Raw genomic sequence first — 21833 nt, 5'->3', positions numbered from 1 at the left:
CCCCGTGCCGGCCGCTTCAGCCGTGCAGCTGTCCGCGCAGCTCTTCTGCCTCGCGGCGCGCATCCCGCAGACCATCCATAGCCGCCCGTAACTCTGCCTCTGTCTGGGCCAGTTGGTTGGACAGTTCGGCCTCACGCTGCTGCAGATAGGTGATCGCCTGATCGCGGGTTTCCTCTGCTTCGTGCAGTTCCTGGCTCATCCGGTCCAGATCGGCCACGTCGCTCTGCTTCACGCGGGTGAAGCGATGCACAAGCCAATTGGCAAACCACCCCATCGCAAAGGCGACAAACAGGATAATGGCAGTGGTGATGATGAACTCTGTCCTGTTCATTGTCCGGATGTCTCCTGTTCACTGTCGGAAGGGGTCTCTGAGGTGCCTTCAGGGGCGGTGGCGGCCTCATCAAGTGTGGTTTCGCTGGCGGCATCATTAGCCGGGCGGATAAGGCGGAACTCGATCCGACGGTTGGCTTCACGGCCGTCCTCGGTGTCGTTGCTCGCAATCGGGGTGCTTTCGCCATAGCCTTTGGCGGTGAAACTGCTGGTGACCAGACGACGGCCACGCAGCTCATTCAGAACCGACTGTGCCCGGGACTGGCTGAGAGTCTGATTCATTTCTTCGCGCCCCTGACTGTCGGTATGGCCCTGGATTTCCAGCCGCACGCCGTCACAGCGTGCCAGGATGTCTGCAATCTGATCCAATGTGTCCCGGCTGCCCGCTGCCACAGTCGCCGACCCCGGCTCAAAGGTGATTTTGGAGACCGTCTGCACCGCAGCCAGCTCCGCCTCACACAGCTCCGGCGACATCGGCTTGTCCGCAGGTTCGGGCGGCGCTTCATAGGTGACATTCAGCTCATAGCTCTCTGCATCGCCCAGTTTGGCAGACAAGAGTTTGGCGATTTCGGAGGGCGCGTCCTCGCGGTGGCTCATCCCGCTCAGGCTCAGGCTGTCAGGGGTCACCGAAACCGCGCCGCGCTGAAGATGGGACAGCGCCTCTAGCCCGGCCAGCACCCGCACCGGCCAGTCGGCAGGCAGATCCTCGACCACCCGCGTGGCACTGTAGACATTCTGCGAACCGAAGCGCGCCTGGGCATAGCTGCTGCTGATCTGGCGTAGGGCTTCATCCGAAATCCGGCCCCGCAGCTGCACCTGACCTTCCGGGCTTAGGGTTGCGGTAAACTCAGGCGGACCGTTGCCGTCTTCGGTTTCCGGCTCGGGCAACACCGCATGCAAGGCGAACACCTGGGGCAGCGCGCTTTCCAACTCACCCACCACATGGTCAAACAGGGCCGGTGCCGTTCCCTCTGCCGCAACCAGAGTCATATCGGCATTGGCCAGTGTCACGGAGCCCCCGCCCAGCTCTGACAAGGACGCAATGCCCAGCTCCGCGGCGCGGGCCCAATTGGGCGAGGGCACCCCCATGCCGATCACGCAATCGGCTTTGCCGTCAAACCCTGCCTTGGTCGCCGCCCGCAGAATTCGATCACGGCTCAACTCGCTTTCGGCAGAGCAGGCATCAAAGCGGCCGCCCGCGTCATCAAGGCTGTAGCGCAGCGTGAACGGCGTGATGACGGGGCGCGGCGCAGCGATATCCAGTGACAGGCGCAGCCCGGCTGGGGCCATGCGGGTCAGGCGTTTTTCGATTTGTTCCTTGGCATCAACACTGTCGGAGATCGCCGTGATAGAGACTTCTTCCGCCTCGACCGAGATCTTCGACCGGGGCAGCAGGCTCAAGGCATCCAGTGCGTAGTCCATTGCGGCCATCCAGCCCCTGGGGGCGGTGTAATTTGCGGTTTCCAGCAGATCCGCGACCTGATCCGCACCTGCGATCGTATTCAGCCGGGTGATCACGGTTTCACGGTCGGTAACCCTCGGGATGAGCCCGATGATCGAAATGCCGCTGTCATTGCGCAGAATTTCCGCCGAGAACCGGGGAGGGGCGATGCCTTCGGACGGGGTGATCTGCATTTCATCGATCACCCGCGCCGCATCGACCACACCGCCGACCAGCGATATCACGCCAAATCGTGTGGCCTCATCCGGTGCGGTGCCATTCAGGATCACGCGCAGCCCATCCGCGGTAACCTCGGCCCAGGTATAGCCGACTTTGTCCAGCGCACGGCGTACGGCGGTTTCGCTGCCTGCTTCGATACCCGTCACCGCAAAACCGGCCACCACCAGGCTCAGCGCGGCAGCGGCGACAAACGTCAGGCCAGAGATCAAAAGCGAGGACAGGCGCATGGGCAGGCTGGTCTCCGTTAGGGCGTCCGTCTGAGACGGCTTTTGCCTGTCTTACAGGGGCTGCGCGACGGGTTCAATCATGCGAACAGAGCTGCGGCAAAGAAGATCAGCGGAATCAAGCCCGTATCCCGGTTGAGGCGAAACAGTTGCAGCAAACGATCATTGTTCTCGGCGTCAAACACCCGTAGCTGCCAGGTCATATGCCAGCCCATCGCCCAGGGCGCGGCCAGTGCCAGCATCAGCGCGAGAACCGATCCCTGCGGTTGCACGGCCAGAATGATGGCGATCGCCATCAGGCTGACGGTGGCCACAATGAACCGGCGCAGCCACATCGGCGTGTGTGTGCCAAACAGGCGTGCTGTGGATTTAACCCCGATCAGCGCGTCATCCTCAGTATCCTGATGGGCATAGATAGTGTCGTAAAACAGTGTCCAGGCAATCCCGGCCAGATACAATATCACCGCCGGCCAGTTGAGAGTGCCGGTATGGGCCACCCAGGCCAGCATCGCGCCCCAGTTGAAGGCCAATCCCAGAAACACCTGCGGCCACCAGGTGAACCGCTTGGCAAAGGGATAGATCGCCACTGGAAACAATGCCAGAATGCCCATCGCGATAGCAGCCTGATTGAAACTCAGAAGAATGCCGAGCGAGATCAGTGCCTGCAGCCCCATCCAGATAAATGCCCCGGTGACCGTGACCTGACCCGATGGAATAGGGCGGGACCGGGTGCGTTCCACCTGTCCGTCAAAATTGCGGTCGGTGATATCGTTCCATGTGCAGCCTGCGCCGCGCATCAGCCATGCCCCAGCAGCGCAGGCTGCAAAGATCCACAGATCCCCCCAGCGTGGGCTTTGATCCCACAGAATCGCCAGCATCAGGCCCCACCAACAGGGGATTAGCAGCAGCCAGGTGCCGATCGGTCGGTCGGCGCGGCTGAGGCGCAGATAGGGGCGACTCCATTCAGGGGCGTAGCGATCGACCCAATTGCCTTTGACCGCATCTGCGACCTGTCCATCTGGTGTTGGCGTCCCGCCTTGCATATGTATGCCTCATGAGTGCAAAGATCAGACTGTATGTAGAGCACCCGCTGGGGGCAGGGCAATCGGTTCCTCTGGACCGCGATCAGGCGCATTACCTGTTTGGGGTCATGCGGCAGACGGTTGGGGCGCAGCTGTTGCTGTTCAACGGAGAGGATGGCGAATGGCGCGCCGAGGTGGCCGAGGCGAGCAAGCGCAGTGGTGTCCTTATCTGCCAGGAGCAGACGCGGCCATTGGTGCTGCCGCCGGATTTGTGGCTGCTGTTCGCCCCGATCAAGAAGGCGCGAACTGATTTCATCGTGGAGAAGGCTGCTGAAATGGGCGCGGCGCGGATCCTGCCGGTGCAGACCGAGTTCACAAATTCTGACCGCATTCGCCAGGACCGGCTTCAGGCCCACGCGGTTGAGGCCGCCGAGCAATGTGGTGGCACCTATGTGCCGGAGGTGGCAGATCTGCAAAAACTCTCGCGGCTGCTGGACCACTGGCCTGAAGAACGCCAGCTGATGTTTTGTGACGAAGCAGAGGTCGGCAGTGCATTGGCACTGGCCAGCGAGACAGCGGCACAGGCACCCTGGGCCATTGTGATCGGACCCGAGGGCGGGTTTTCCGAGGCCGAGCGCAAGCGACTGCACGCGTTGCCGCAGTCCCATGTGGTGAGTCTTGGCCCCCGCATCCTGCGCGCTGATACCGCAGCGGTGGCCGCATTGACTGTGTGGCAGCAACGCTATGGAGATTGGGGATGAGCTGGCGCCCGGCACAGGATCGCGATCTCGCCGCGATCCATGATCTGCTGCGTCGCAATGTCGCCAGCTCCATGTTTCTGCTGATCAATTTGCGGGACCACGGCTTGCACAGTGCCGCAGCCAAGGCGATGCGTGTATGGGTGCGCGGCAGTGGTGACGGTGGCGTCGCCGGTCTGACCAACGATGGCACCTTATTGTTGCAGGCGGCGGAGGCTAGCGCCACGGATTGGCATGAACTACAACAACTGGTCGATTTGCAGCTGTCGACGGGGACGCCACAACCGCAGGTCGGCGTCCTGGGCGAAACGGCGCAGGTGCGGCGCTATCTTGCGGCCACCGGGCTTGACCAGCACCCCAAGCGACTTGATCGCGATGAACCGGGACTGGCGTTATCGCTGACGGAACTGGATCTGGGCAGTCTGGATCGCCCGCAGTTGTCTGGCGCCGTTCTGCATCTCCTGTCGGCTGCGCCCCGACCAATGCTCGTGCAATGGCGCGCGGCCTATCACCAGGAAATTCTCGGCACCCCCGCGTCTGAGGCGGTAGCTGTCGCATCACAAGATATCGACAGCTACCTGCTGCGCGACAGTCACCGCGTGCTGAATATCGCAGACCGTTGGGTCGCAATGACAGGGTTCAACGCGCAACTGCCCGAGGTGGTGCAGATCGGCGGGGTCTATACACCGCCGGAACAACGCGGCCACGGCTACGCCCGCTGCGCTCTGGCACTGCACCTTAAGGAAGCCCGCGCGGCGGGTGTGGAACAGGCGGTTCTCTTTGCTGCGGGAGAGGCCGCCGTGCGCGCTTATCGGGCCATCGGATTTCAATCCATTGGCGGCTATTCTCTCGTCCTTTTTGATCACGGGCCGCAGCCTTCGATGGCTGAGGGGGAGCCTGCTTCATGACCTTTATTCGACCAGAAGCCCGCGCGGCCCTCTGGCGCTGGCGTGAGATGATCGCGGCGGCTGCTCTCGGTGCGCTTGGCCTGTTCTGGGCGCTTGGCAGCTACGGGGCTCAGGCGCTGCTGGGCTGGGCGCTGCTAGGGCTGAGTGTTGTCATCGCAGTTATCGGCATGCAGCGGATGCGGTTCCGTCTGGGCGGCGGCGGCCCCGGCGTGGTTCAAGTGGACGAAGGGCAGATCGCCTATTTCGGCCCCCTCACTGGCGGCGCTGTCGCGCTCTCTGAATTGGAGCGCCTGACACTGGATCACGCTGCGAAACCACCTCATTGGCTATTGGATCAACCGGGGCAGTCCGCCTTGGCAATCCCGGTCAATGCGACCAACACCGATGCGCTCTTTGACGCCTTTGCGACCCTGCCGGGGTTGCGTATGGAGCGGATGCTGGCAGAATTGCGCAAATCCGGTGGTCACCAGGTCGTGATCTGGGAGCGCGCGCCAACACGGCCAACCGTGCACAGGCTGCATTGACACTGCCGGAAATACCGACCACGACTTGCAGCGCAGGACGGATCAACCTTACGGAGAGCCCCAGATGTCTATCCCTCAATCCGGCGGTGGGCCGATCGAACGGCACGAACAATTGGCGGAATATCTTGCCTCTGGCTGCAAGCCCCGTGACCAATGGCGTATCGGCACCGAGCATGAGAAATTCGGCTATTGCAAGGACTCGCTGAAGCCGCTGCCGTTTGAAGGCACGCGGTCAATAGTGGCCGTTCTTGAGGGGTTGCGCGACCGTCACGGCTGGTCCGAGGTGCGCGAAGGTGGCCACCTGATCGGTCTTGAAAAAGATGGCGCCAATGTTTCGCTGGAACCCGGTGGTGCGCTGGAACTTTCTGGTGCCCCATTGGAGACAATCCATGAAACTTGTGACGAGGTGAACACCCACCTGCGCGAGGTAAAGGATATCGCCGATGAAATCGGCGTCGGTTTTATCGGTCTGGGGGCGGCTCCGATCTGGTCGCACGAGGAAATGCCGCTGATGCCCAAGGGCCGCTACAAGCTGATGGATGCCTATATGGGTAAAGTCGGCACTATGGGCCGCACCATGATGCGCCGGACTTGTACCGTTCAGGTCAATCTCGACTTCGGATCCGAGGCGGACATGGTGCAGAAAATGCGCGTGGCCATCGCGCTGCAGCCCGTCGCAACCGCTCTCTTTGCCAATTCGCCCTTCCTTGAGGGCAAGCCGAACAACCACAAATCCTGGCGCTCGCGCGTTTGGCGCGATCTGGATGCGGACCGGACCGGCATGGTGCCCTTTGTCTTTGACGAGGGATTCGGGTTCGAACGTTGGGTCGAATACGCGCTCGATGTGCCGATGTATTTCGTCTACCGCGACGGCCAGTATATCGACGCGCTTGGCATGTCCTTCCGCGCCTTCCTCAAGGGAGAACTGCCTGCGTTGCCGGGGCAAACGCCCACCCTGAGCGACTGGGCTGATCATCTGACCACCGCCTTCCCCGAAGCGCGGATCAAGAAATATATGGAAATGCGCGGTGCCGATGGCGGCCCCTGGCGCCGCCTCTGTGCCCTGCCGGCCTTCTGGGTGGGGATGATGTACGATCAATCCAGCCTTGATGCCGCCTGGGATTTGGCAAAGGGCTGGGATGCAGAAACCCGCGAGGCCCTGCGTGTGGCCGCATCTGAACAAGGGCTGCAGGCACAGGTCGGCAATATCAAGATGCATGATCTGGCCCGCGAAGTGGTGGCGATCTCTGAGGCGGGCCTCAAATCCCGCGCGCGCGCCGGGGCCGGGGGGTTGGTGCCGGATGAAACCCACTTCCTCAATGCGCTGAAGGACAGTATCGAGACCGGCAAAGTCCCGGCGGATGAGCTGCTGGATCGCTACCATGGCGACTGGAATGGCGATCTGAGCCGCATCTACTCTGAATACAGCTACTGAGACCCACAGGGGACCAGATTGAGACCATCGAAGAGGGCGCTGTGCAGGCGCCCTTTTTTCTGCGCGGGCCGCGCGGCGGGTTCTAGACTGATTTTGCGGGTGTTGGTGTGGGCTCCCTCTGGCGCTACCCGCTTGATTTTCCCCCTAATTGAGAGCTTGTTCTCTCTATTCCTCCCCCCTAGAAAACGCGCAATCTATAGCTCGGAAAGGTATTGATATGGGCAATTTCTTTATTTCAGCATTTGAAAAACTGGTTGGTGTCGTCGTTGTGCTGCTGCTGCTCGCAGTTGTCGGCGGGGCAGTTCTGGCAACCATGCAGCCGGGCGGCGGCGGTATCCTCGCGGCACTCGGTGTGCTTGTGGTTGGCACCCTCTACGTGATCCTGATCGCCGGCTCGCTCTATCTGGCGCTGGGAATTTACAACAACACCAAGCGCACGGCCGAGGCAGTCGAACGGCTGGCCTCGAAGTAATATCCTGCGCAGAGGGAGTGTTCTATCTGAGGCGAGAACAGAATGGGCGGCAGGATATCCTGCCGCCCATCTGCGATTTGGATCTGCCGTTACAGGCTTACTGCAGCAGCTCCGCCGGCTCGGCGTCAGCGATCTCATCCCAGTTCACATCGGCTTTTTCGATGAAGCCGGGAATGTCTGTGCTCCAACGTTCCTGAATGTCCTTCGACAGGTTCAGGTAGAGGACATCATCGACGATTTTCCACTGATGCGGATCGCCGTCGAACTTGAAGCCCATCGCCGCACCAAAGGCGCAGTAACCGCCGTAGGCCGGGATGTAGGCGTCCGGTGTGGCTTCAAACAGGGCTTTGTTCTCCTCGGTAGTGAACCAATATGTGGCATCGTCGTGGGTGGCGGTCACCTTGTAGGAACCTTTGGTGGCTTCACCGGCGTTGAAATAGGCGACAGGGTCATATCCCTGCATGGCCAGACCGGTAGAGGAGGCGTTGACATCAACGCCAGCGGCCAGCGCGGAGGTTGCCAGAGTAACGGAGAGGGCGATCCCGCCCAGAAGGGATTTTACGGTATTCATCGGTATGAACCTTTCGATGTAGCGGGTACCTCAGCACCCTGAGTTGGAATGATCAAAGCGTTACGTCATCAAAATTCAGGTCTTCAAATTGGACCGTTTTGGTCACGATACCGATATGAGGACTCCCTCGATCACGTTCAAAACAACTCCTTTTGTATGTGCGTTGATGCACAAATTCTCTGCACAGGCGCGGTGGCACATTCCTGTGAGCATGAAAAAGCCCTCGTCCATGGTGGAGGAGGGCTTTTTATAAAACAGAGGTTTAGCTGATATCGGGCTACTTCTGTCCGATCTTCGGCTCGGTGCCGATGCGCAATCGCGCGATGTTTTCCTTGTGCCGCCACAGGATGATCGCGGCCAGTAGCGCGGCCAGCCCCGTCGTTATGGGTGCGCCCAGAAGCAGGCACCACAGCGGCGCCGCCACTGCAGACACCAAAGCCCCCATTGAGGAGATCTTGCTCAGATAGGCGGCGGCCAGCCAGGTCAGGCAGCAGGCGATCCCTACGGGCCAGGCCAGCGCCAGCATCAGGCCAAGGAAGGTGGCAACGCCTTTCCCGCCCTGAAATTTCAGCCAGATCGGGTAGCAATGGCCAAGAAAAGCCGCCAGACCCGCCAGCTGTGCGGCATCTTCGCCCGCCAGCGTGCGCGCCAGCAGCACCGCGACCGCCCCCTTGCCACCGTCCAGCAGCAGGGTCAGCGCGGCGGCTTTTTTCGATCCGGTGCGCAGCACATTGGTGGTGCCGATATTGCCGGATCCGATGCTGCGCAGGTTCCCCAGCCCCATGATGCGGGTCAGCAGCAGTCCAAAGGGAATAGACCCCAGTGCATAGCCGATCACGGCCCATAGCAGCAGGACAGGGGCGGCAGTTTCAATAGGCGGCATCATTCTCTCCGGTAGACCGGTTCACCGGCCACATAGGTTGCCAGCACCCTACCTTGCATCCGCTGCCCGTCAAAGGGGGTGTTCTGTGATTTCGAGTGCAGCGCAAAACGGTCCATCACAAAGGGCTGGTCGGCATCAAACAGCACCAGATCGGCAGGAGCCCCTTCGGACAGACGGCCGCAGTCCAGTCCCAGACGTTTGGCCGGGTTCAGCGCCATCGCGCGAAACAGCGTCGGCAGGTCCAGCTGTTCCGCATGATAAAGCCGCAGGGCGGCAGGCAGCAGTGTCTCCAACGCCACGGCACCGGCAGCGGCCTCCTCAAAGGGCAAGCGCTTGCTTTCCTCGTCCTGCGGCGTGTGCATGGAGGAGATCGTATCAATCAGGCCTTCGCGCAGTGCCTCGATCAGCGCCAGACGGTCCTCTTCGGAGCGCAACGGCGGTTTCACCTTGAAGAAGGTGCGGTAGTCCGCCACGTCCAGTTCGTTCAGCGTCAAATGGTGAATCGACGTGCCTGCGGTGATGTCCAGCCCGTTTGCCTTTGCCCGTTGCAGGGCGGGCAGGGCACGGGCGGTGGTGATCTGGTCGGCGTGGTATCTGGCGCCGGTCATCTCCAATAGGGCGATATCGCGATCCAGCCCCATCCGCTCCGCCATCGGCGTGACGGCGGGCAGTCCGCGCAGAGTGGCGAATTTACCCGAGGTTGCCGCAGCCCCTTTGCTCAATCCCGGCTCCTGCGGATGCGCAATGACCAGCGCGCCGCAGCTGCGCGCATAAGACAGCGCGCGGGAAAAGACCTTGGTGTCGGCGACCACGTGATCGCAATCGGAGAAGGCAACCGCGCCCGCATCCATGAGAAAACCGATCTCGGTCATTTCCCGGCCTGCACGGCCCTTGGTTAGGGCGGCCATTGGCAGAACATTCACCGGCGCATCGGCCTGCGCGCGACGGGTCACGAACTCCAGCGTTTCCGGACTGTCGATGGACGGGGTGGTGTCAGGGCGTGTCACCATGGTGGTGACCCCACCCGCCGCCGCCGCGAGACCTGCAGATTTATAGCTTTCCTTGTGGCGCTCACCCGGCTCGCAGACCTTCACGCCGATATCGACAATGCCGGGGGCCAGACATTTGCCGCGGCAATCGATAAGGGTCACATCCTCTGCCCCAATGTTTCGCGTGCGAAACAATTGGTCAGAGCCGGTGCCATTCTTATCCACGGCCGCGATGCGCCCGTTCTGCACCAGAACCGCGCCGATACTGTCGGTTCCGGCCTCAGGGTCGATCAGGCGGGCGTTGGTAAACAGAAGGGTCATACGCGGGATCTCTCGGACAGGGTGGACAGGGCGTTTTGCAGCGTTGCAATCGTTGCGGCGGCGTCGGGCTGGTATTTGATCAGGTACTTGTTGCCATCATGGGTGACGATCTGGACCGTGCTGCCAAGGCGGTTCAGCTCGGCCACACCGGCCAGCGGAATGATCTGTTGGTCGGGGCCGTTGATGGTGGTGTCGCCGAGCTTCCAAACACGGGTCATCTCATCGGACATGAGATAGCCGCCGCGCAGGCCAATGGCGGCCAGCCCGCCGATGGCGCCGGTCCAGACATGCGGGTTTCCCATCACCCAGAGAATGCCCATTGCACCAACCATGGCAATCACAGCGAGCCAGGCGTGGCTGCGCCAGTAGGCCATGCGATCAGGAGGGAAGACGGTTTCGGACATCTCAGGTTGCCAGCATCAGGACGGCGAATAGGATCAGCGCCATCACAATCGCAAAGATCGTGGCCCCGATGCGCCGCGCGCGGGAGCGGGCCTCCCGCGGGGAGGGGCGTGGCGCCGAGTAGAGTTTGGCGCTATCGGGGGTGTCGTCGGGGTGGCTGGGTAGACTGGCCCAATCCGCCCCCACCTCACTATAGCCGCCAATATGTCGAATTTGACGGGCCGGAGTGAGGCGCGTTTCCTCGCCCCGCAGCGCTCGGGAACGCAGGAGCAGCACATAGCCTTCAATCGCGGTGAGCTTTTGTGTGTCTGAGGCCAGCTGCTCATTCGGGATACCGCAGCCGTCACGCAGATAGCCGACAAGCCCCAGATCCTCCAGATCGCTCACCGGGAAGATCTCCACGTGATCCAGATCTATATCTTCAATTCCCAGAACCTGCGCCAGCGCGCCGGGTTCTCGCAGGAAACGCGCCTGTTCGGGCCGCATGTCGAGGTCGAAGACATGGATCATCCTCTGCTCACCTGCGGCGATGCTGAGGGGTTGTGCAACCAGCTCAGCCATGGATCAGGCCACGCCCGGTTGCGCCGCTGCCCGCTCGCGGTTGGTGCGCAGGTTGCGGGCCAGAAGGTCCATGGCGGCCATGCGGACGGCGACGCCCATTTCGACCTGTTCCTGAATGACCGAGCGGTTGATGTCATCGGCAAGCGTGCCGTCGATTTCAACGCCCCGGTTCATTGGGCCGGGGTGCATGACGATGGCGTCGGGTTTGGCCAGCGCCAGTTTCTCCGCATCAAGCCCGTAGCGATGGTAGTATTCGCGCTCCGACGGGATGAAGCCGCCATCCATACGCTCCTTCTGGAGGCGCAGCATCATGACCACATCCACGTCTTTCAGGCCTTCGCGCATGTCGTCGTAAATCTCGGCGCCGAAGTCGGCAAAGTGGCCGGGCACCAGTGTCGGCGGGCCAATCAGGCGGATGCGGTTTTCCATCTTGCCCAACAGGATCAGGTTCGATCGCGCCACACGGGAATGCGCGACATCGCCACAGATCGCAATGTTCAGCCGGTGCAGACGCCCTTTCGCACGGCGGATGGTCAGCGCATCCAGCAGCGCCTGTGTAGGGTGCTCATGCCGCCCGTCGCCTGCATTTAGCACGGCGCAGTTCACCTTTTGCGCCAAGAGATCCACGGCGCCGGAATGCGGATGGCGCACCACCAGAAGATCTGGGTGCATCGCGTTCAGCGTCATCGCGGTGTCGATCAGGGTCTCCCCCTTTTTGATCGAGGAGGCCTGCATGGCCATGTTCATCACATCCGCGCCCAACCGCTTGCCCGCGATTTCAAAGCTGGCTTGCGTGCGGGTGGAGTTCTCAAAGAACATATTGACCTGGGTCAGGCCCGACAGCGCATTGGCGTGTTTGTCGGGACGCCGGTTCAGCTCTGCATAGCTGTCCGCGAGATCAAGGATCGCGGTGATTTCATGCGGTTTCAGCGGTTCGATGCCCAGAAGATGCCGTTGAGAAAAGGCCATCGGATCAGGTGACGAGGTGGCTGTGGGCATGGGCAGGCTCCGCGATGTTTGCGCTCTTATAGCAGGGCTGTGACCTGCGGCAAGCGGTGCGCACAGCGGGTATTTTGATCCGTCGCAAGGCGGGGTAGCTTGGGGTATGGAATCGGCATTGGATTATCACAGCGCCCATGCGCTCTTGGCCTGGCAGATTGAATTGGGGGCGACCGATGCGATCGGTGACGCGCCCGTCAATCGTTATGAACTGCAGGCGCGGCTGCCCAAACCCGGCGCAGCGGCGGCTGAGGTGGCACCGGCGAAGCCTCGGGACATTGATCCGGTTGAGGTGGCCCGACAGATGGCGGGTGCAGCAGGGTCGCTGGAGGGCCTTTATGAGGCGCTGGGGCAGTTTGAACACTGCGAACTGAAAAAAGGCGCGCGCAATCTGGTGTTTGCAGATGGTCAGCCCGGTGCCCGCGTCATGGTGGTGGGCGAGGCGCCCGGCCGCGACGAGGATATTGCAGGCAAACCGTTTGTGGGGCGGGCCGGGCAGCTGTTGGATCGGATGCTGGCGGCCATCGGGCTGTCTCGTAAGGACAGCGTCTATATCGCTAATGTGCTGCCCTGGCGGCCACCGCAGAACCGCGATCCCCTACCGGCAGAAATCGCCATGATGACGCCCTTTCTGGAGCGACATATCGCGCTGGCAAAGCCGGATATCCTAATCGCTATGGGCAACATCAGCTGTGATGCCTTGCTTGGCAAACGCGGAATCACCCGGATGCGCGGCACCTGGCAGGAGGCGCAGGGCAGGCCCGTCATGCCGATGTTCCACCCGGCTTATCTGTTACGCCAGCCCGCGCAGAAACGGGCAGCCTGGGCTGATCTGCTGGAGATCAAGGCCCGGCTGACAGCGGATTGAATCTAGCCCAGGTCTCGGGGGGTCTTTGGGCATCATTCTTCAAGACTGTGAAAACATCAGAAATAAGGGCCACGACCATGGCGCAACGCGACAATAGCAAGGATTTCATTCCGGTTCGGATTGCGGTGCTGACCGTATCGGACAGCCGGTCACTGGCTGAAGATCGCTCCGGTCAGGTGCTGGTTGACCGGCTGGAAACGGCGGGACATGTGCTGGCGGATCGCAAAATCCTGCCGGATGAACGGGAGGAGATTGCCGACCAGCTGCGGGACTGGATCGCCAACTCGGAGATTGATGTTGTGATCTCAACCGGAGGCACTGGTCTGACCGGGCGCGATGTCACAGTCGAAGCGCACCGCGATGTCTACGAGAAGGAAATCGATGCGTTTGGAACTGTTTTTACCATCGTGTCGATGCAGAAAATCGGCACTTCGGCCGTGCAGTCACGGGCCACGGGCGGGGTTGCGGGGGGCACCTACCTCTTTGCGCTGCCGGGAAGCCCGGGGGCCTGTAAGGATGCCTGGGATGAAATCCTCGTGAAGCAGCTCGACTACCGGCATCGGCCCTGCAATTTCGTGGAAATCATGCCACGACTTGACGAACATTTGCGCCGCAAGTGAGACGGAATTGATCCGCGACTGCGTGTAACCTCGTATAGCTTTGTGCAAACTGGTATTCTCCGGCTCTGACGGCGTGCATGCATGTGTGTGTCGCGGCGGTGGTGGACCGGTTCGTTTGGCCGATTGAGGAATTGAGTATGCGTTTTTTGCGGCAAACGGTGATTGGGGTTTTCCTTGCGGCGCTGACGGCGGCGCTGCTGCTCTTGGCGGTACAGATGGTGCTGTCCGCGATCCAGACCCGTATGGGTGAGGAGCGCCGCGCGCCACCGGCCCGCGAGCGGGTGTTTGCCGTGAACGTTGTGCGGGCCGAGCTTGGGGCGGTGCAGCCTGTGCTGACGGCCTTTGGTCGGATCGAGAGCCGTCGCAGGCTGGAATTGCGCACTGCAGCGGCGGGTCGGGTGGTGCAGCTGGCGCCTGGGTTTGAGGATGGCGGCGACGTCACGGCGGGCAGCTTACTTGTGCAGATCGACCCGGCGGATGCGCAGGCGGCCCTGCAGCGCGCCGAAGCGGACATGATGGATGCGGAGGCCGAATCCCGTGAGGCCCGGCGCGGATTGTCGCTGGCGCAGGATGAGCTGTCCGCAGCCGAAGATCAGGCGACTTTGCGGGCCCGGGCGCTGGACCGGCAACAAAATCTGGAAACCCGCGGTGTTGGGTCTGCTGCAACAGTGGAAGTGGCGGAACTGGCTGCTGCACAGGCCCGGCAGGCGGTGATCTCACGCAGGCAGGCGCTGTCCTTGGCGGAGGCGCGTATTGATCAGGCGGTAACGCGGCTGGCGCGGGCGCAGATTGCGCTGGGTGAGGCCCGTCGCAATCTTGACGACACGACCATCACCGCCGCCTTTGACGGAACTTTGCAGTCGGTCAATCTGGTTGAGGGGCGGCTGGTATCGGCCAATGAAAAGCTTGCGGATCTGGTGGATCCGGCGCAGCTGGATGTGGCGTTCCGGGTCTCGACCGTGCAATATGCCCGGCTTTTGGACGCTGCGGGGCAGCTGCTCTCGGCGCCGGTAGAGGTTACGCTGGACGCAACCGGTGCAGCGCTGAAGGCGTCTGGCGTGGTGGTGCGAGACAGTGGCGATGCAGGTGAGGGGCTGGCTGGCAGATTGATCTACGCCCGGCTGAACCCGGCGCTTGGTTTCAAACCCGGTGATTTTGTCACGGTGGAGGTTGAGGAACCGGTGGTGAGCGACGTGGCCCGGCTGCCCGCATCGGCGCTGGGGTCCGACGGGACCGTGCTGCTGCTGGGAGAGGATGACCGGCTGCAGGCGTTGGACGTGACATTGGTGCGCCGACAGGGGGACGATGTGCTGTTGCGTGGCACAGGGCTGGAGGGGCGCGAAGTTGTCACCGGGCGCACGCCTCTGCTGGGCGCGGGCATCAAAGTGCGACCCCTGCGGCAGGGTGCAGAGGTTACCGGTGCCAATCCTGACGCCCCGCGCGACACCGCTGCGGCGGAGGCTGAACTGATTGAACTGTCGGAGGATCGCCGGGCCAGGCTGGTCGCCATGGTCGAAGGCAATAGTCGGATGCCGGAGGCGGTGCGGGCGCGGATGCTGGAACAGCTGGCCGCCGCAAAGGTCCCCGCGCGGCTGATCAACCGTATTGAAACCCGGATGGGGGGCTAGGGGTCATGCTGCGGAACCTCCCCCGCTCGGCTGGCGGCGTTCTGAGCTATTTTGCCCGTCACCGGACCTTGTCGAACCTGCTTTTGGTACTGCTGCTGGTGCTGGGCGCAGCGGCGATTCCCAATATGCGGGCGCAGTTCTTTCCGGATGTGATTGTGGACCGGGTGTCAGTCTCTGTCGAATGGGAAGGGGCCGGGCCTGAGGACATCGACAGCGCCATTGTGCAGGCGCTGGAACCTGCACTGCTGGCGGTTGACGGGGTCGAAAGTTCCAGTGCCACATCGCGCGAGGGGCGCGCCAGCATCTCGCTGGACTTTGAGCCGGGCTGGGACATGGCGCGCGCGGCGGATGATGTGCAGAGTGCCGTAGACGGGATCACCACACTGCCGGAGGAAGCCGAAGACCCGAGTGTGCGTCGCGGGGCGTGGCGCGATCGGGTCACGGATGTGGTGATCACTGGGCCAATCGCACCGCGCCAGTTGGGACTGTTTGCGGATGAGCTGGTGGTACGTCTGTTTGAGGTGGGTGTCACCCGCACCACGATCCGGGGCATTGCTGCTCCGCAAACCATGGTCGAAGTGCCTTCTGCCAGTTTGATCGCCCACGATATCGCAATGGCCGATATCGCGGCGGCGATTGCGGCGGAGGTTGACGCCAATCCGGCTGGTGACGTGAGTGGCGCCAATGCGCGCATCCGCACTGGCAGTGAGAAACGCACGCCGGATGAGCTGGGGGGCATCGTGTTGCGAACCAATCCGGATGGGTCGGCCCTGACGGTTGGTGACGTTGCTACGATCCGGGTCGAGGGCGTGGATCGCAATCGCTCCTATTTTGTCGGGGACAACCCTGCGATGTCGATCCGGGTGGACCGGTCGGATCAGGGCGACGCCATCGATATTCAGCATCAGGTCGAAGATGTGGTGGAAGCCTTGCAAGCCAGCCTGCCGGATGGTGTCAGTGCGGATCTGATCCGCACCCGCGCCGAAGCGATCACCGGGCGTCTGGATATCCTGGTCGATAATGGGCTGATGGGGCTGGGTCTGGTGCTGGCGCTGCTGTTCTTGTTTCTTAATGCGCGCATTGCCTTCTGGGTGGCCGCAGGCATTCCGGCAGCAATGTTTGCCGCCATTGCGCTGATGTATATGGCGGGGCTGACCATCAATATGATCAGCCTGTTTGGCCTGATCATCACCCTTGGCATTGTGGTGGATGACGCAATCGTGGTGGGGGAACATGCCGATTTCCGTGCGCGGCGTCTGGGCGAACACCCGGTTGCCGCGGCAGAGAACGCCGCGCGCCGCATGGCGATGCCGGTTTTCGCAGCCACATTGACCACGGTTATCGCGTTTTTCGGATTGGTGTCGATTGGTGGGCGGTTTGGCGAGTTGATCCGAGATATCCCTCTGACGGTGATTGCGGTGCTTCTGGGATCGCTGATCGAATGCTTCCTGATCCTGCCAAATCATCTGGCTCATGCGCTGGCACATAGTGCCAAGGAGCATTGGTATGACCTGCCCAGTCGTGTGGTAAACCGGGGGTTCCGCCGCCTGCGCGACACTCTGTTCCGGCCTTTGATGGCGCTGGTGGTTCGCGCCCGCTACGTGGTGCTGGCCGCTGCTGCGGTGATCCTGGCGAGCCAGCTGGCGCTGTTCATCGGCGGCGACGTCAAATGGCGGTTTTTCAACGCGCCGGAGCGCGGATCGGTCACCGGAAATTTTGCCATGGCTGAGGGGGCAACGCGGGCGGATACGCTTGCAATGATGCAGGAAATGCAGCGCGCGGTAGAGGCGCTGGGACAGGACTACGAGGCACGGCATGGCCGCAACCCGGTTGATTTTGTCATGGCCGAGATTGGCGGCAATGCGGGGCGTGGTCTGGCCGGGGTGGATGCCAAGGACAGCGATCTTCTGGGTGGGATTTCGATTGAGCTGATTGATGCCGATCTGCGCCCATACTCCAGCTTTGCCTTTGTGGCGGAGCTGCAGGAGAGTGTGCGCCGTCACCCGCTCGCGGAGACGGTATCGTTCAGAGGCTGGCGGTCGGGTCCTGGTGGCGATGCATTGGATGTGCAGTTCAGCGGCGCTGCTGTCGAGGTGCTGAAAGCAGCGTCCGAGGATCTGAAAACCTCTGTCCTGCGCTACCCGGAGGTATCGGCGGTTGAGGACAATCTTGCCTATGACAAGGAAGAGCTGGTGCTTGAACTGACACCGCAGGGGCGCGCGCTGGAATTCACGGTGGAGACGCTGGGGCGGGCCTTGCGGGCACGGTTGAACGGCATAGAGGCGGCAACCTATCCGGATGGCCCGCGCAGTGCCGCAATCCGGGTCGAACTGCCGGAGGGTGAGTTGACCGCCGATTTCCTGGAGCGCACGCTGATGCGCAGCCCGGCAGGGGTCTATCTGCCCTTGGCCGATATCGTGTCGGTGACCCAGCGTACCGGGTTTTCCACCGTGCGACGTGAAAATGGTGTCCGTGTGATCAGTGTCACCGGGGACATCTCAGAGGATGATCCGGCACGGGCACAGGCAATTGTCACAGCGCTGCAAGAAGAGATCCTGCCGAAGATCGCCAGCGAGCGACAGGTGGATTGGCAATTGGCTGGGCTGAGTGAGCAGGAAAACGAATTTCTGAATGACGCCAGAACTGGATTGATCCTGTGCCTGACGGGGATTTATCTGGTGTTGGCATGGATCTTTGCCAGCTGGACGCGGCCCGTGGTGGTTATGGCGATCATTCCTTTTGGCCTCGTCGGGACGATCTGGGGGCACTACCTCTGGGAGGTGCCGCTGTCGATGTTCACTGTGGTTGGCCTTTTGGGGATGACAGGCATCATCATCAACGACTCGATCGTATTGGTGACAACCATTGACGAATACGCAGAAGAGCGCGGGCTGATCCCGTCGATCATTGATGGAGCTGCAGATCGGTTGCGACCGGTGATGCTGACGACTCTGACGACCGTTCTGGGGCTGGCTCCGTTGATGTATGAAGGCTCGCAGCAAGCGCAGTTTCTTAAACCCACAGTGATCACGCTGGTCTATGGCCTTGGCTTCGGCATGTTCCTGGTGCTGCTGGTTGTGCCCGCGTTGGTGGCGGTGCAGGCAGATGTGGCGCGTCCCTTTGCAGCGCTGCGGCGGGGGATGTCGTCGCGGGCTGGCGACCTGCGTTGGCTGACGCTGGGGCTTGGTGCGGCGCAGATCCTGTGGCTGGCGCTGACTGTTGGCTATGCGATGGCGGTTGGGGCGCTGCATCCGGTGCTGAGAGCCGCCGCGCCGGAGCTGGTGGAGATGGATCCACTGCGCGCTGCCCTGTTGCTGTTCGTGGCCGGTGCGGTGCTGCTGAGCCTGATGAGCTATGTCACAGCGCGGATGCTGGGGGGACGTCGCGCAGGTATCCGATGAGCGGCTGCCACCTGTTCGAATGGCGAATGAAGGTCAGGCGCCCGTTGTGCGATGCTGCCGTTTCTGGGCAAGGGCGGCAACCTCCGCCACCTGATCGATCAGCATACGGTCAGGGGTGGCGCCAAAACGGCTGGTCAGATCGGCGACCGGCACCCATTGCGCCTGCAGGGCATCATCATCCGGGGCCGGCTGGCCGGAGACGTAGTCACAGAGCACAGCGACCAAGAGATACTGTCGTTGAACCTCGCCGGCTTCATCGCGCAGCATGACATCGACATGAGTCAGGACTTCGCGCGGGGTTGCGATGACCCCGGTTTCTTCAAGCAGTTCACGGGCGGCAGCCTGCATCGCGGTTTCGCCCAGTTCAACATGGCCGCCGGGGAAACCCCACCAGCCTGCATTCGGGGGCGATCTGCGCTGGACGAGGACCACCTGATCGCCGCTTTGGCTGGATTGGCAGACCACGGCGAGAGCGCCAAGGATCGGGCGCAGGGGCTGATTGGGACCACCGGAGTTATCAGGGGCGGCTGCTTCGTTGGACATGGCTGGATCCGATCCGGCTGATCATCCCCTTATTAGTGTCGGGTGCAGCCTTGAATGTCCACCGCGTGGTTGCGCCCCAGCACGGTAAACCGCATCTGTGAGCGATCAACGGCGAAGGGGCCACCCTCAGCGGAGATGATCTCGGTCTTAGCAGTCAGGTGGCGGCCCTGCCGGGTGGTTGTCGTCTCGGTAGTCACCAAGGTGGGAGGGCCGGGCTCAACCACCACGATCTCATCTCCGCCTGCGCTGGGCATGGTGATCCGGGCGACGAGTTCCATGCCGTAGCGGCTGGGTGTGATCGCACAGGTTGCGGCCTGCACGCCGGCTTCTTTGGCCGACCACGGACGATCGGCCAGCGCTGCAATAATCGCCGGATTGCGGCGGCTGTCGGGTTTTAGCGGGCGATCAAAGCGCAGTTCGGAGGGGATGCAGACATCTTTACAGATGCCCAGCTCCATCCGGCCTTTCAGTCGCAGTGGCTGGCCCGGTTTGGCGGGGGTGATTTCAATCGGAAGCACCAGTTGGTCATGGTAGCCGATGGTGCGAAATCCGGAGGTCAGAAAAACCTCGGGCGTGGGCCAGCGGATTTCGACGGCACCGACGTTGCGCGAGCCCCGCCAGCTGAACCGGGGTGGGATGCCGGCGTCACCGGGTGCGCGCCAGTAGGTTTTCCAGCCCTCCGAGAGCGTCAGTCGCAATGCACCCATATGGGTGCCGCGCCGGGTCGCGCCCCCATCCAGCACCTCAATCTGCACGATGTCGGACATTTGCTCGGCCGATGTGCTGGCGGGCAAGGCTAGCAGTCCCAGCACAAGAGGTGTGCCAAGACCCTTCGCCAGTGATCTGGCAGCTGTTGCGAGAGCAGAGAGAAACCGATGTGTCTTCATGCCAGATTACATGCGCAATTCCGCCTGAAATGCCAAGTCACGTTCCGGTCAGCGCCGGTGAGTCGGCGCTTTGGTACGGCTTGGCCTTGAACCTCTTGCTGTGGGTGGCCATTGTGAAAGGGCAGGCCCGTCGCCGCTCTACGGATGACGGCAATTACAAAAAGGACGACAGCTTCATATGGATCTTACCGGCGAACTGCTGATTGCGATGCCCGGCATCGGTGACCCGAGGTTTGAACATTCGCTGATCTTGCTGTGCTCACATGAAGACGATGGCGCAATGGGGTTGATCGTGAACAAGCCCGCTGCGGGTGTCGATTTGTCCAACCTTCTGGAACAACTGGATATCACACCGCGCAGTGCAGAGGAGGCGGCGCTGCCGGTCCGTTTCGGTGGACCGGTCGAGACGCAGCGTGGCTTTGTGCTGCATTCGCCTGAGTATAAATCCAACGTCAGTTCTCTGCGGGTGGCAGAGGCGTTTTCAATGACTGCGACCGTGGATGTATTGGAAGACATCGCAATGGGGCGCGGGCCTGAACAGGTCATGGTGATGCTGGGCTATGCAGGTTGGGGCCCGGGACAGTTGGAAACGGAAATCGCCAACAATGGCTGGCTGAACGCTCCGGCAACACCGGAGCTGGTGTTTGATCTGGATGATATCACCAAATGGGAGGCGGCCTTGCGGTCGCTGGGTGTTGATCCGCTGACCCTGTCGACCAGTGCCGGTCACGCTTGACCGATCAAGATAAGCTGACGTTTGGGGGCTGCCGATCAGCGCGGCGCCGCGGCGCGGCGCAGGCGGTCGTTGATGGCGACGCCCAGTCCGGCCTCCGGTATGGGGGCGACTGCGATGGGCTGCGCTCTGGCATCGAGGCGGTGCAGGTGACCAAACAATTGCGCTGCCGCCTCGCGCAGGTCGCCGCTGGCGGAGAGGTTCAAATCACACTCCATGGCGCCAAAACCAAGGTAGAGTTCGCCGTCTTGCGGGGTTGTCACGTTCAGGCGGACGCTGGCGCGGGGGGCATAGTGCGACAGCAGCTGCCCCGGCGCGGTCAGCGGATCGCTGGCATCGCGCAAATGCAGGGTGTGGCCCAGAACCGCTTCAATCTCTTCTGTGGCGAGTCCACCGGGACGCAGCAACAGGGGGGTGCCGGTAGCCAGCCCGATGATTGTTGACTCCACGCCAACGCCGCAGGGGCCATCATCAACAATTGCAGCAATGCGTCCACCGAGACCGGCGATGACATGGGCTGCGGTTGTCGGACTGATCCTGCCCGATGGATTGGCCGAAGGCGCGGCAACCGGGCCATCCAGCACCGATAGCAGCGCGCGGGCGGCGGGATGGGCAGGAATACGGATACCGAGGGTGTTCAGCCCGGCGGTGACCAGAGGCGAGATACCGTGGTCCTCACGCAGCGGCAGGACCAGCGTCAGCGGGCCAGGCCAGAAGGCCTCCGCCAGCGTGTCGGTGATATCAGACCAGATCACATGGCGCCGGGCTGTTTCGACCGAATGGACATGCGCGATCAGCGGATTGAAGCTGGGGCGTCCCTTGGCGGCATAAAGCGCCTCAACCGCGTTGGTCTGGCGCGCGTCGGCGCCCAGTCCGTAGACGGTTTCTGTCGGAAAGGCGACAAGCTGGCCCTCCTTCAACAGGTCCGCAGCGGTGCTGATTTCCTGCGGCTGAGCGGTCAGGAGGCGGGATGTAGGGCTGGACATGGCTGGTGACGCGGCGTTTTGGTTGCTTGAATAAGGGGCCCGGTTAGGTAATCGGACAAGACGTTCAACATAAAGGTTTGGGGCAAT

General features: G+C 62.0%; 22 protein-coding genes. 10 read left to right on the top strand and 12 right to left on the bottom strand.

Annotated elements, in window-relative coordinates; all coding sequences use genetic code 11:
* Positions 1-16 precede the first annotated feature (16 nt).
* The 3 genes from J4721_RS14065 to ubiA all read right to left on the bottom strand — a co-directional run bounded on the left by J4721_RS14065 (position 17) and on the right by ubiA (position 3278).
* Positions 17-331 (bottom strand): hypothetical protein, encoded by a 315-nt coding sequence (locus J4721_RS14065; protein WP_014878998.1) that lies wholly within the window; start codon positions 329-331, stop codon positions 17-19.
* A complete protein-coding gene (locus J4721_RS14060) occupies positions 328-2238 on the bottom strand; it encodes an OmpA family protein (RefSeq protein ID WP_014873398.1) in 1911 nt (636 codons plus the stop codon). The genes J4721_RS14065 and J4721_RS14060 overlap by 4 nt, the downstream gene beginning before the upstream one ends.
* A gap of 77 nt (positions 2239-2315) precedes the next feature.
* Entirely contained in the window at positions 2316-3278 is a 963-nt protein-coding gene (gene ubiA, locus J4721_RS14055) for a 4-hydroxybenzoate octaprenyltransferase (protein WP_211002793.1), read from the bottom strand.
* 11 nt (positions 3279-3289) lie between these two features.
* Here ubiA and J4721_RS14050 point away from each other — a divergent pair, with 11 nt between their 5' ends.
* The 5 genes from J4721_RS14050 (at position 3290) to J4721_RS14030 (ending at position 7354) form a co-directional block, all read left to right on the top strand.
* Entirely contained in the window at positions 3290-4018 is a 729-nt protein-coding gene (locus J4721_RS14050) for a 16S rRNA (uracil(1498)-N(3))-methyltransferase (protein ID WP_014879000.1), read from the top strand.
* On the top strand, positions 4015-4923 hold the full coding sequence (locus tag J4721_RS14045) for a GNAT family N-acetyltransferase (protein ID WP_211002794.1): 909 nt from the start codon (positions 4015-4017) through the stop codon (positions 4921-4923). The genes J4721_RS14050 and J4721_RS14045 overlap by 4 nt, the downstream gene beginning before the upstream one ends.
* The gene (locus J4721_RS14040) at positions 4920-5447 is read left to right on the top strand and encodes a hypothetical protein (protein ID WP_102853937.1); all 528 of its coding nucleotides are present in this window, start codon (positions 4920-4922) and stop codon (positions 5445-5447) included. The genes J4721_RS14045 and J4721_RS14040 overlap by 4 nt, the downstream gene beginning before the upstream one ends.
* A 64-nt stretch (positions 5448-5511) precedes the next feature.
* Positions 5512-6882 carry a glutamate--cysteine ligase gene (locus tag J4721_RS14035; protein WP_211002795.1) on the top strand — a complete coding sequence of 457 codons (1371 nt, stop codon included), beginning with the start codon at positions 5512-5514 and terminating at the stop codon, positions 6880-6882.
* Positions 6883-7099: 217 nt separating this feature from the next.
* Positions 7100-7354 (top strand): hypothetical protein, encoded by a 255-nt coding sequence (locus J4721_RS14030; protein WP_014873404.1) that lies wholly within the window; start codon positions 7100-7102, stop codon positions 7352-7354.
* Positions 7355-7451: 97 nt separating this feature from the next.
* Here J4721_RS14030 and J4721_RS14025 read toward each other — a convergent pair whose 3' ends face one another.
* The 6 genes from J4721_RS14025 to J4721_RS14000 all read right to left on the bottom strand — a co-directional run bounded on the left by J4721_RS14025 (position 7452) and on the right by J4721_RS14000 (position 12080).
* Positions 7452-7925 (bottom strand): YHS domain-containing (seleno)protein, encoded by a 474-nt coding sequence (locus J4721_RS14025; RefSeq protein ID WP_102876067.1) that lies wholly within the window; start codon positions 7923-7925, stop codon positions 7452-7454.
* 277 nt (positions 7926-8202) lie between these two features.
* Positions 8203-8808 (bottom strand): glycerol-3-phosphate 1-O-acyltransferase PlsY, encoded by a 606-nt coding sequence (gene plsY, locus J4721_RS14020; RefSeq protein WP_014873406.1) that lies wholly within the window; start codon positions 8806-8808, stop codon positions 8203-8205.
* Positions 8808-10118 carry a dihydroorotase gene (pyrC, locus tag J4721_RS14015; RefSeq protein WP_102874907.1) on the bottom strand — a complete coding sequence of 437 codons (1311 nt, stop codon included), beginning with the start codon at positions 10116-10118 and terminating at the stop codon, positions 8808-8810. Before pyrC ends, plsY begins: the two co-directional genes overlap by 1 nt.
* Positions 10115-10522 (bottom strand): hypothetical protein, encoded by a 408-nt coding sequence (locus tag J4721_RS14010; RefSeq protein ID WP_102853941.1) that lies wholly within the window; start codon positions 10520-10522, stop codon positions 10115-10117. The genes pyrC and J4721_RS14010 overlap by 4 nt, the downstream gene beginning before the upstream one ends.
* A 1-nt stretch (position 10523) precedes the next feature.
* Positions 10524-11081, bottom strand: a complete 558-nt coding sequence (locus J4721_RS14005; protein WP_044040409.1) for a hypothetical protein — start codon at positions 11079-11081, stop codon at positions 10524-10526.
* Positions 11082-11084: 3 nt separating this feature from the next.
* Complete coding sequence (locus J4721_RS14000; protein WP_102874906.1) at positions 11085-12080, bottom strand: aspartate carbamoyltransferase catalytic subunit; 996 nt, start codon at positions 12078-12080, stop codon at positions 11085-11087.
* A gap of 106 nt (positions 12081-12186) precedes the next feature.
* Here J4721_RS14000 and J4721_RS13995 point away from each other — a divergent pair, with 106 nt between their 5' ends.
* The 4 genes from J4721_RS13995 (at position 12187) to J4721_RS13980 (ending at position 18597) form a co-directional block, all read left to right on the top strand.
* On the top strand, positions 12187-12948 hold the full coding sequence (locus tag J4721_RS13995; RefSeq protein ID WP_102882939.1) for a uracil-DNA glycosylase family protein: 762 nt from the start codon (positions 12187-12189) through the stop codon (positions 12946-12948).
* A 77-nt stretch (positions 12949-13025) separates the two neighbouring features.
* A complete protein-coding gene (gene moaB / locus J4721_RS13990; protein ID WP_061049691.1) occupies positions 13026-13568 on the top strand; it encodes a molybdenum cofactor biosynthesis protein B in 543 nt (180 codons plus the stop codon).
* 137 nt (positions 13569-13705) lie between these two features.
* Positions 13706-15196: an efflux RND transporter periplasmic adaptor subunit gene (locus J4721_RS13985; RefSeq protein WP_102884282.1), complete on the top strand. Its 1491-nt coding sequence runs from the start codon at positions 13706-13708 to the stop codon at positions 15194-15196.
* A gap of 5 nt (positions 15197-15201) precedes the next feature.
* The gene (locus J4721_RS13980; RefSeq protein ID WP_211002796.1) at positions 15202-18597 is read left to right on the top strand and encodes an efflux RND transporter permease subunit; all 3396 of its coding nucleotides are present in this window, start codon (positions 15202-15204) and stop codon (positions 18595-18597) included.
* Positions 18598-18630: 33 nt separating this feature from the next.
* Here J4721_RS13980 and J4721_RS13975 read toward each other — a convergent pair whose 3' ends face one another.
* Both J4721_RS13975 and J4721_RS13970 read right to left on the bottom strand, forming a co-directional pair.
* Positions 18631-19140 (bottom strand): NUDIX hydrolase, encoded by a 510-nt coding sequence (locus J4721_RS13975; RefSeq protein ID WP_211002797.1) that lies wholly within the window; start codon positions 19138-19140, stop codon positions 18631-18633.
* Positions 19141-19172: 32 nt separating this feature from the next.
* On the bottom strand, positions 19173-20027 hold the full coding sequence (locus tag J4721_RS13970) for a protein-disulfide reductase DsbD domain-containing protein (RefSeq protein WP_102915607.1): 855 nt from the start codon (positions 20025-20027) through the stop codon (positions 19173-19175).
* Positions 20028-20205: 178 nt separating this feature from the next.
* On the opposite strand from J4721_RS13970, the gene J4721_RS13965 reads away from it, so the two are divergent.
* Positions 20206-20763, top strand: a complete 558-nt coding sequence (locus tag J4721_RS13965; protein WP_014879012.1) for a YqgE/AlgH family protein — start codon at positions 20206-20208, stop codon at positions 20761-20763.
* 35 nt (positions 20764-20798) lie between these two features.
* On the opposite strand, the gene J4721_RS13960 is transcribed toward J4721_RS13965, so the two are convergent.
* The gene (locus tag J4721_RS13960; protein ID WP_211002798.1) at positions 20799-21746 is read right to left on the bottom strand and encodes an L-threonylcarbamoyladenylate synthase; all 948 of its coding nucleotides are present in this window, start codon (positions 21744-21746) and stop codon (positions 20799-20801) included.
* Positions 21747-21833: the final 87 nt, after the last annotated feature.

This window comes from Phaeobacter sp. HS011 (genome assembly GCF_018101215.1).
Taxonomy (GTDB): Bacteria; Pseudomonadota; Alphaproteobacteria; order Rhodobacterales; family Rhodobacteraceae; genus Phaeobacter; species Phaeobacter inhibens.
The sequence above is the reverse complement of the archived record's forward strand: the minus strand, read 5'-3'. Positions and strand labels throughout refer to the sequence as shown.

What these genes read in the sequence shown, in the direction of transcription:
- J4721_RS13960 (WP_211002798.1), bottom strand. Translation starts at nt 21,746, where the DNA reads ATGTCCAGCCCTACATCCCGCCTCCTGACCGCTCAGCCGCAGGAAATC.
- J4721_RS14035 (WP_211002795.1), top strand. Translation starts at nt 5,512, where the DNA reads ATGTCTATCCCTCAATCCGGCGGTGGGCCGATCGAACGGCACGAACAA.
- J4721_RS13975 (WP_211002797.1), bottom strand. Translation starts at nt 19,140, where the DNA reads ATGTCCAACGAAGCAGCCGCCCCTGATAACTCCGGTGGTCCCAATCAG.
- J4721_RS14030 (WP_014873404.1), top strand. Translation starts at nt 7,100, where the DNA reads ATGGGCAATTTCTTTATTTCAGCATTTGAAAAACTGGTTGGTGTCGTC.
- J4721_RS14005 (WP_044040409.1), bottom strand. Translation starts at nt 11,081, where the DNA reads ATGGCTGAGCTGGTTGCACAACCCCTCAGCATCGCCGCAGGTGAGCAG.
- J4721_RS14050 (WP_014879000.1), top strand. Translation starts at nt 3,290, where the DNA reads ATGAGTGCAAAGATCAGACTGTATGTAGAGCACCCGCTGGGGGCAGGG.
- J4721_RS13980 (WP_211002796.1), top strand. Translation starts at nt 15,202, where the DNA reads ATGCTGCGGAACCTCCCCCGCTCGGCTGGCGGCGTTCTGAGCTATTTT.
- moaB (WP_061049691.1), top strand. Translation starts at nt 13,026, where the DNA reads ATGGCGCAACGCGACAATAGCAAGGATTTCATTCCGGTTCGGATTGCG.
- J4721_RS13970 (WP_102915607.1), bottom strand. Translation starts at nt 20,027, where the DNA reads ATGAAGACACATCGGTTTCTCTCTGCTCTCGCAACAGCTGCCAGATCA.
- J4721_RS14010 (WP_102853941.1), bottom strand. Translation starts at nt 10,522, where the DNA reads ATGTCCGAAACCGTCTTCCCTCCTGATCGCATGGCCTACTGGCGCAGC.
- J4721_RS14065 (WP_014878998.1), bottom strand. Translation starts at nt 331, where the DNA reads ATGAACAGGACAGAGTTCATCATCACCACTGCCATTATCCTGTTTGTC.
- J4721_RS14045 (WP_211002794.1), top strand. Translation starts at nt 4,015, where the DNA reads ATGAGCTGGCGCCCGGCACAGGATCGCGATCTCGCCGCGATCCATGAT.
- J4721_RS14000 (WP_102874906.1), bottom strand. Translation starts at nt 12,080, where the DNA reads ATGCCCACAGCCACCTCGTCACCTGATCCGATGGCCTTTTCTCAACGG.
- J4721_RS13985 (WP_102884282.1), top strand. Translation starts at nt 13,706, where the DNA reads ATGCGTTTTTTGCGGCAAACGGTGATTGGGGTTTTCCTTGCGGCGCTG.
- plsY (WP_014873406.1), bottom strand. Translation starts at nt 8,808, where the DNA reads ATGCCGCCTATTGAAACTGCCGCCCCTGTCCTGCTGCTATGGGCCGTG.
- J4721_RS14040 (WP_102853937.1), top strand. Translation starts at nt 4,920, where the DNA reads ATGACCTTTATTCGACCAGAAGCCCGCGCGGCCCTCTGGCGCTGGCGT.
- J4721_RS13965 (WP_014879012.1), top strand. Translation starts at nt 20,206, where the DNA reads ATGGATCTTACCGGCGAACTGCTGATTGCGATGCCCGGCATCGGTGAC.
- J4721_RS13995 (WP_102882939.1), top strand. Translation starts at nt 12,187, where the DNA reads ATGGAATCGGCATTGGATTATCACAGCGCCCATGCGCTCTTGGCCTGG.
- ubiA (WP_211002793.1), bottom strand. Translation starts at nt 3,278, where the DNA reads ATGCAAGGCGGGACGCCAACACCAGATGGACAGGTCGCAGATGCGGTC.
- J4721_RS14060 (WP_014873398.1), bottom strand. Translation starts at nt 2,238, where the DNA reads ATGCGCCTGTCCTCGCTTTTGATCTCTGGCCTGACGTTTGTCGCCGCT.
- J4721_RS14025 (WP_102876067.1), bottom strand. Translation starts at nt 7,925, where the DNA reads ATGAATACCGTAAAATCCCTTCTGGGCGGGATCGCCCTCTCCGTTACT.
- pyrC (WP_102874907.1), bottom strand. Translation starts at nt 10,118, where the DNA reads ATGACCCTTCTGTTTACCAACGCCCGCCTGATCGACCCTGAGGCCGGA.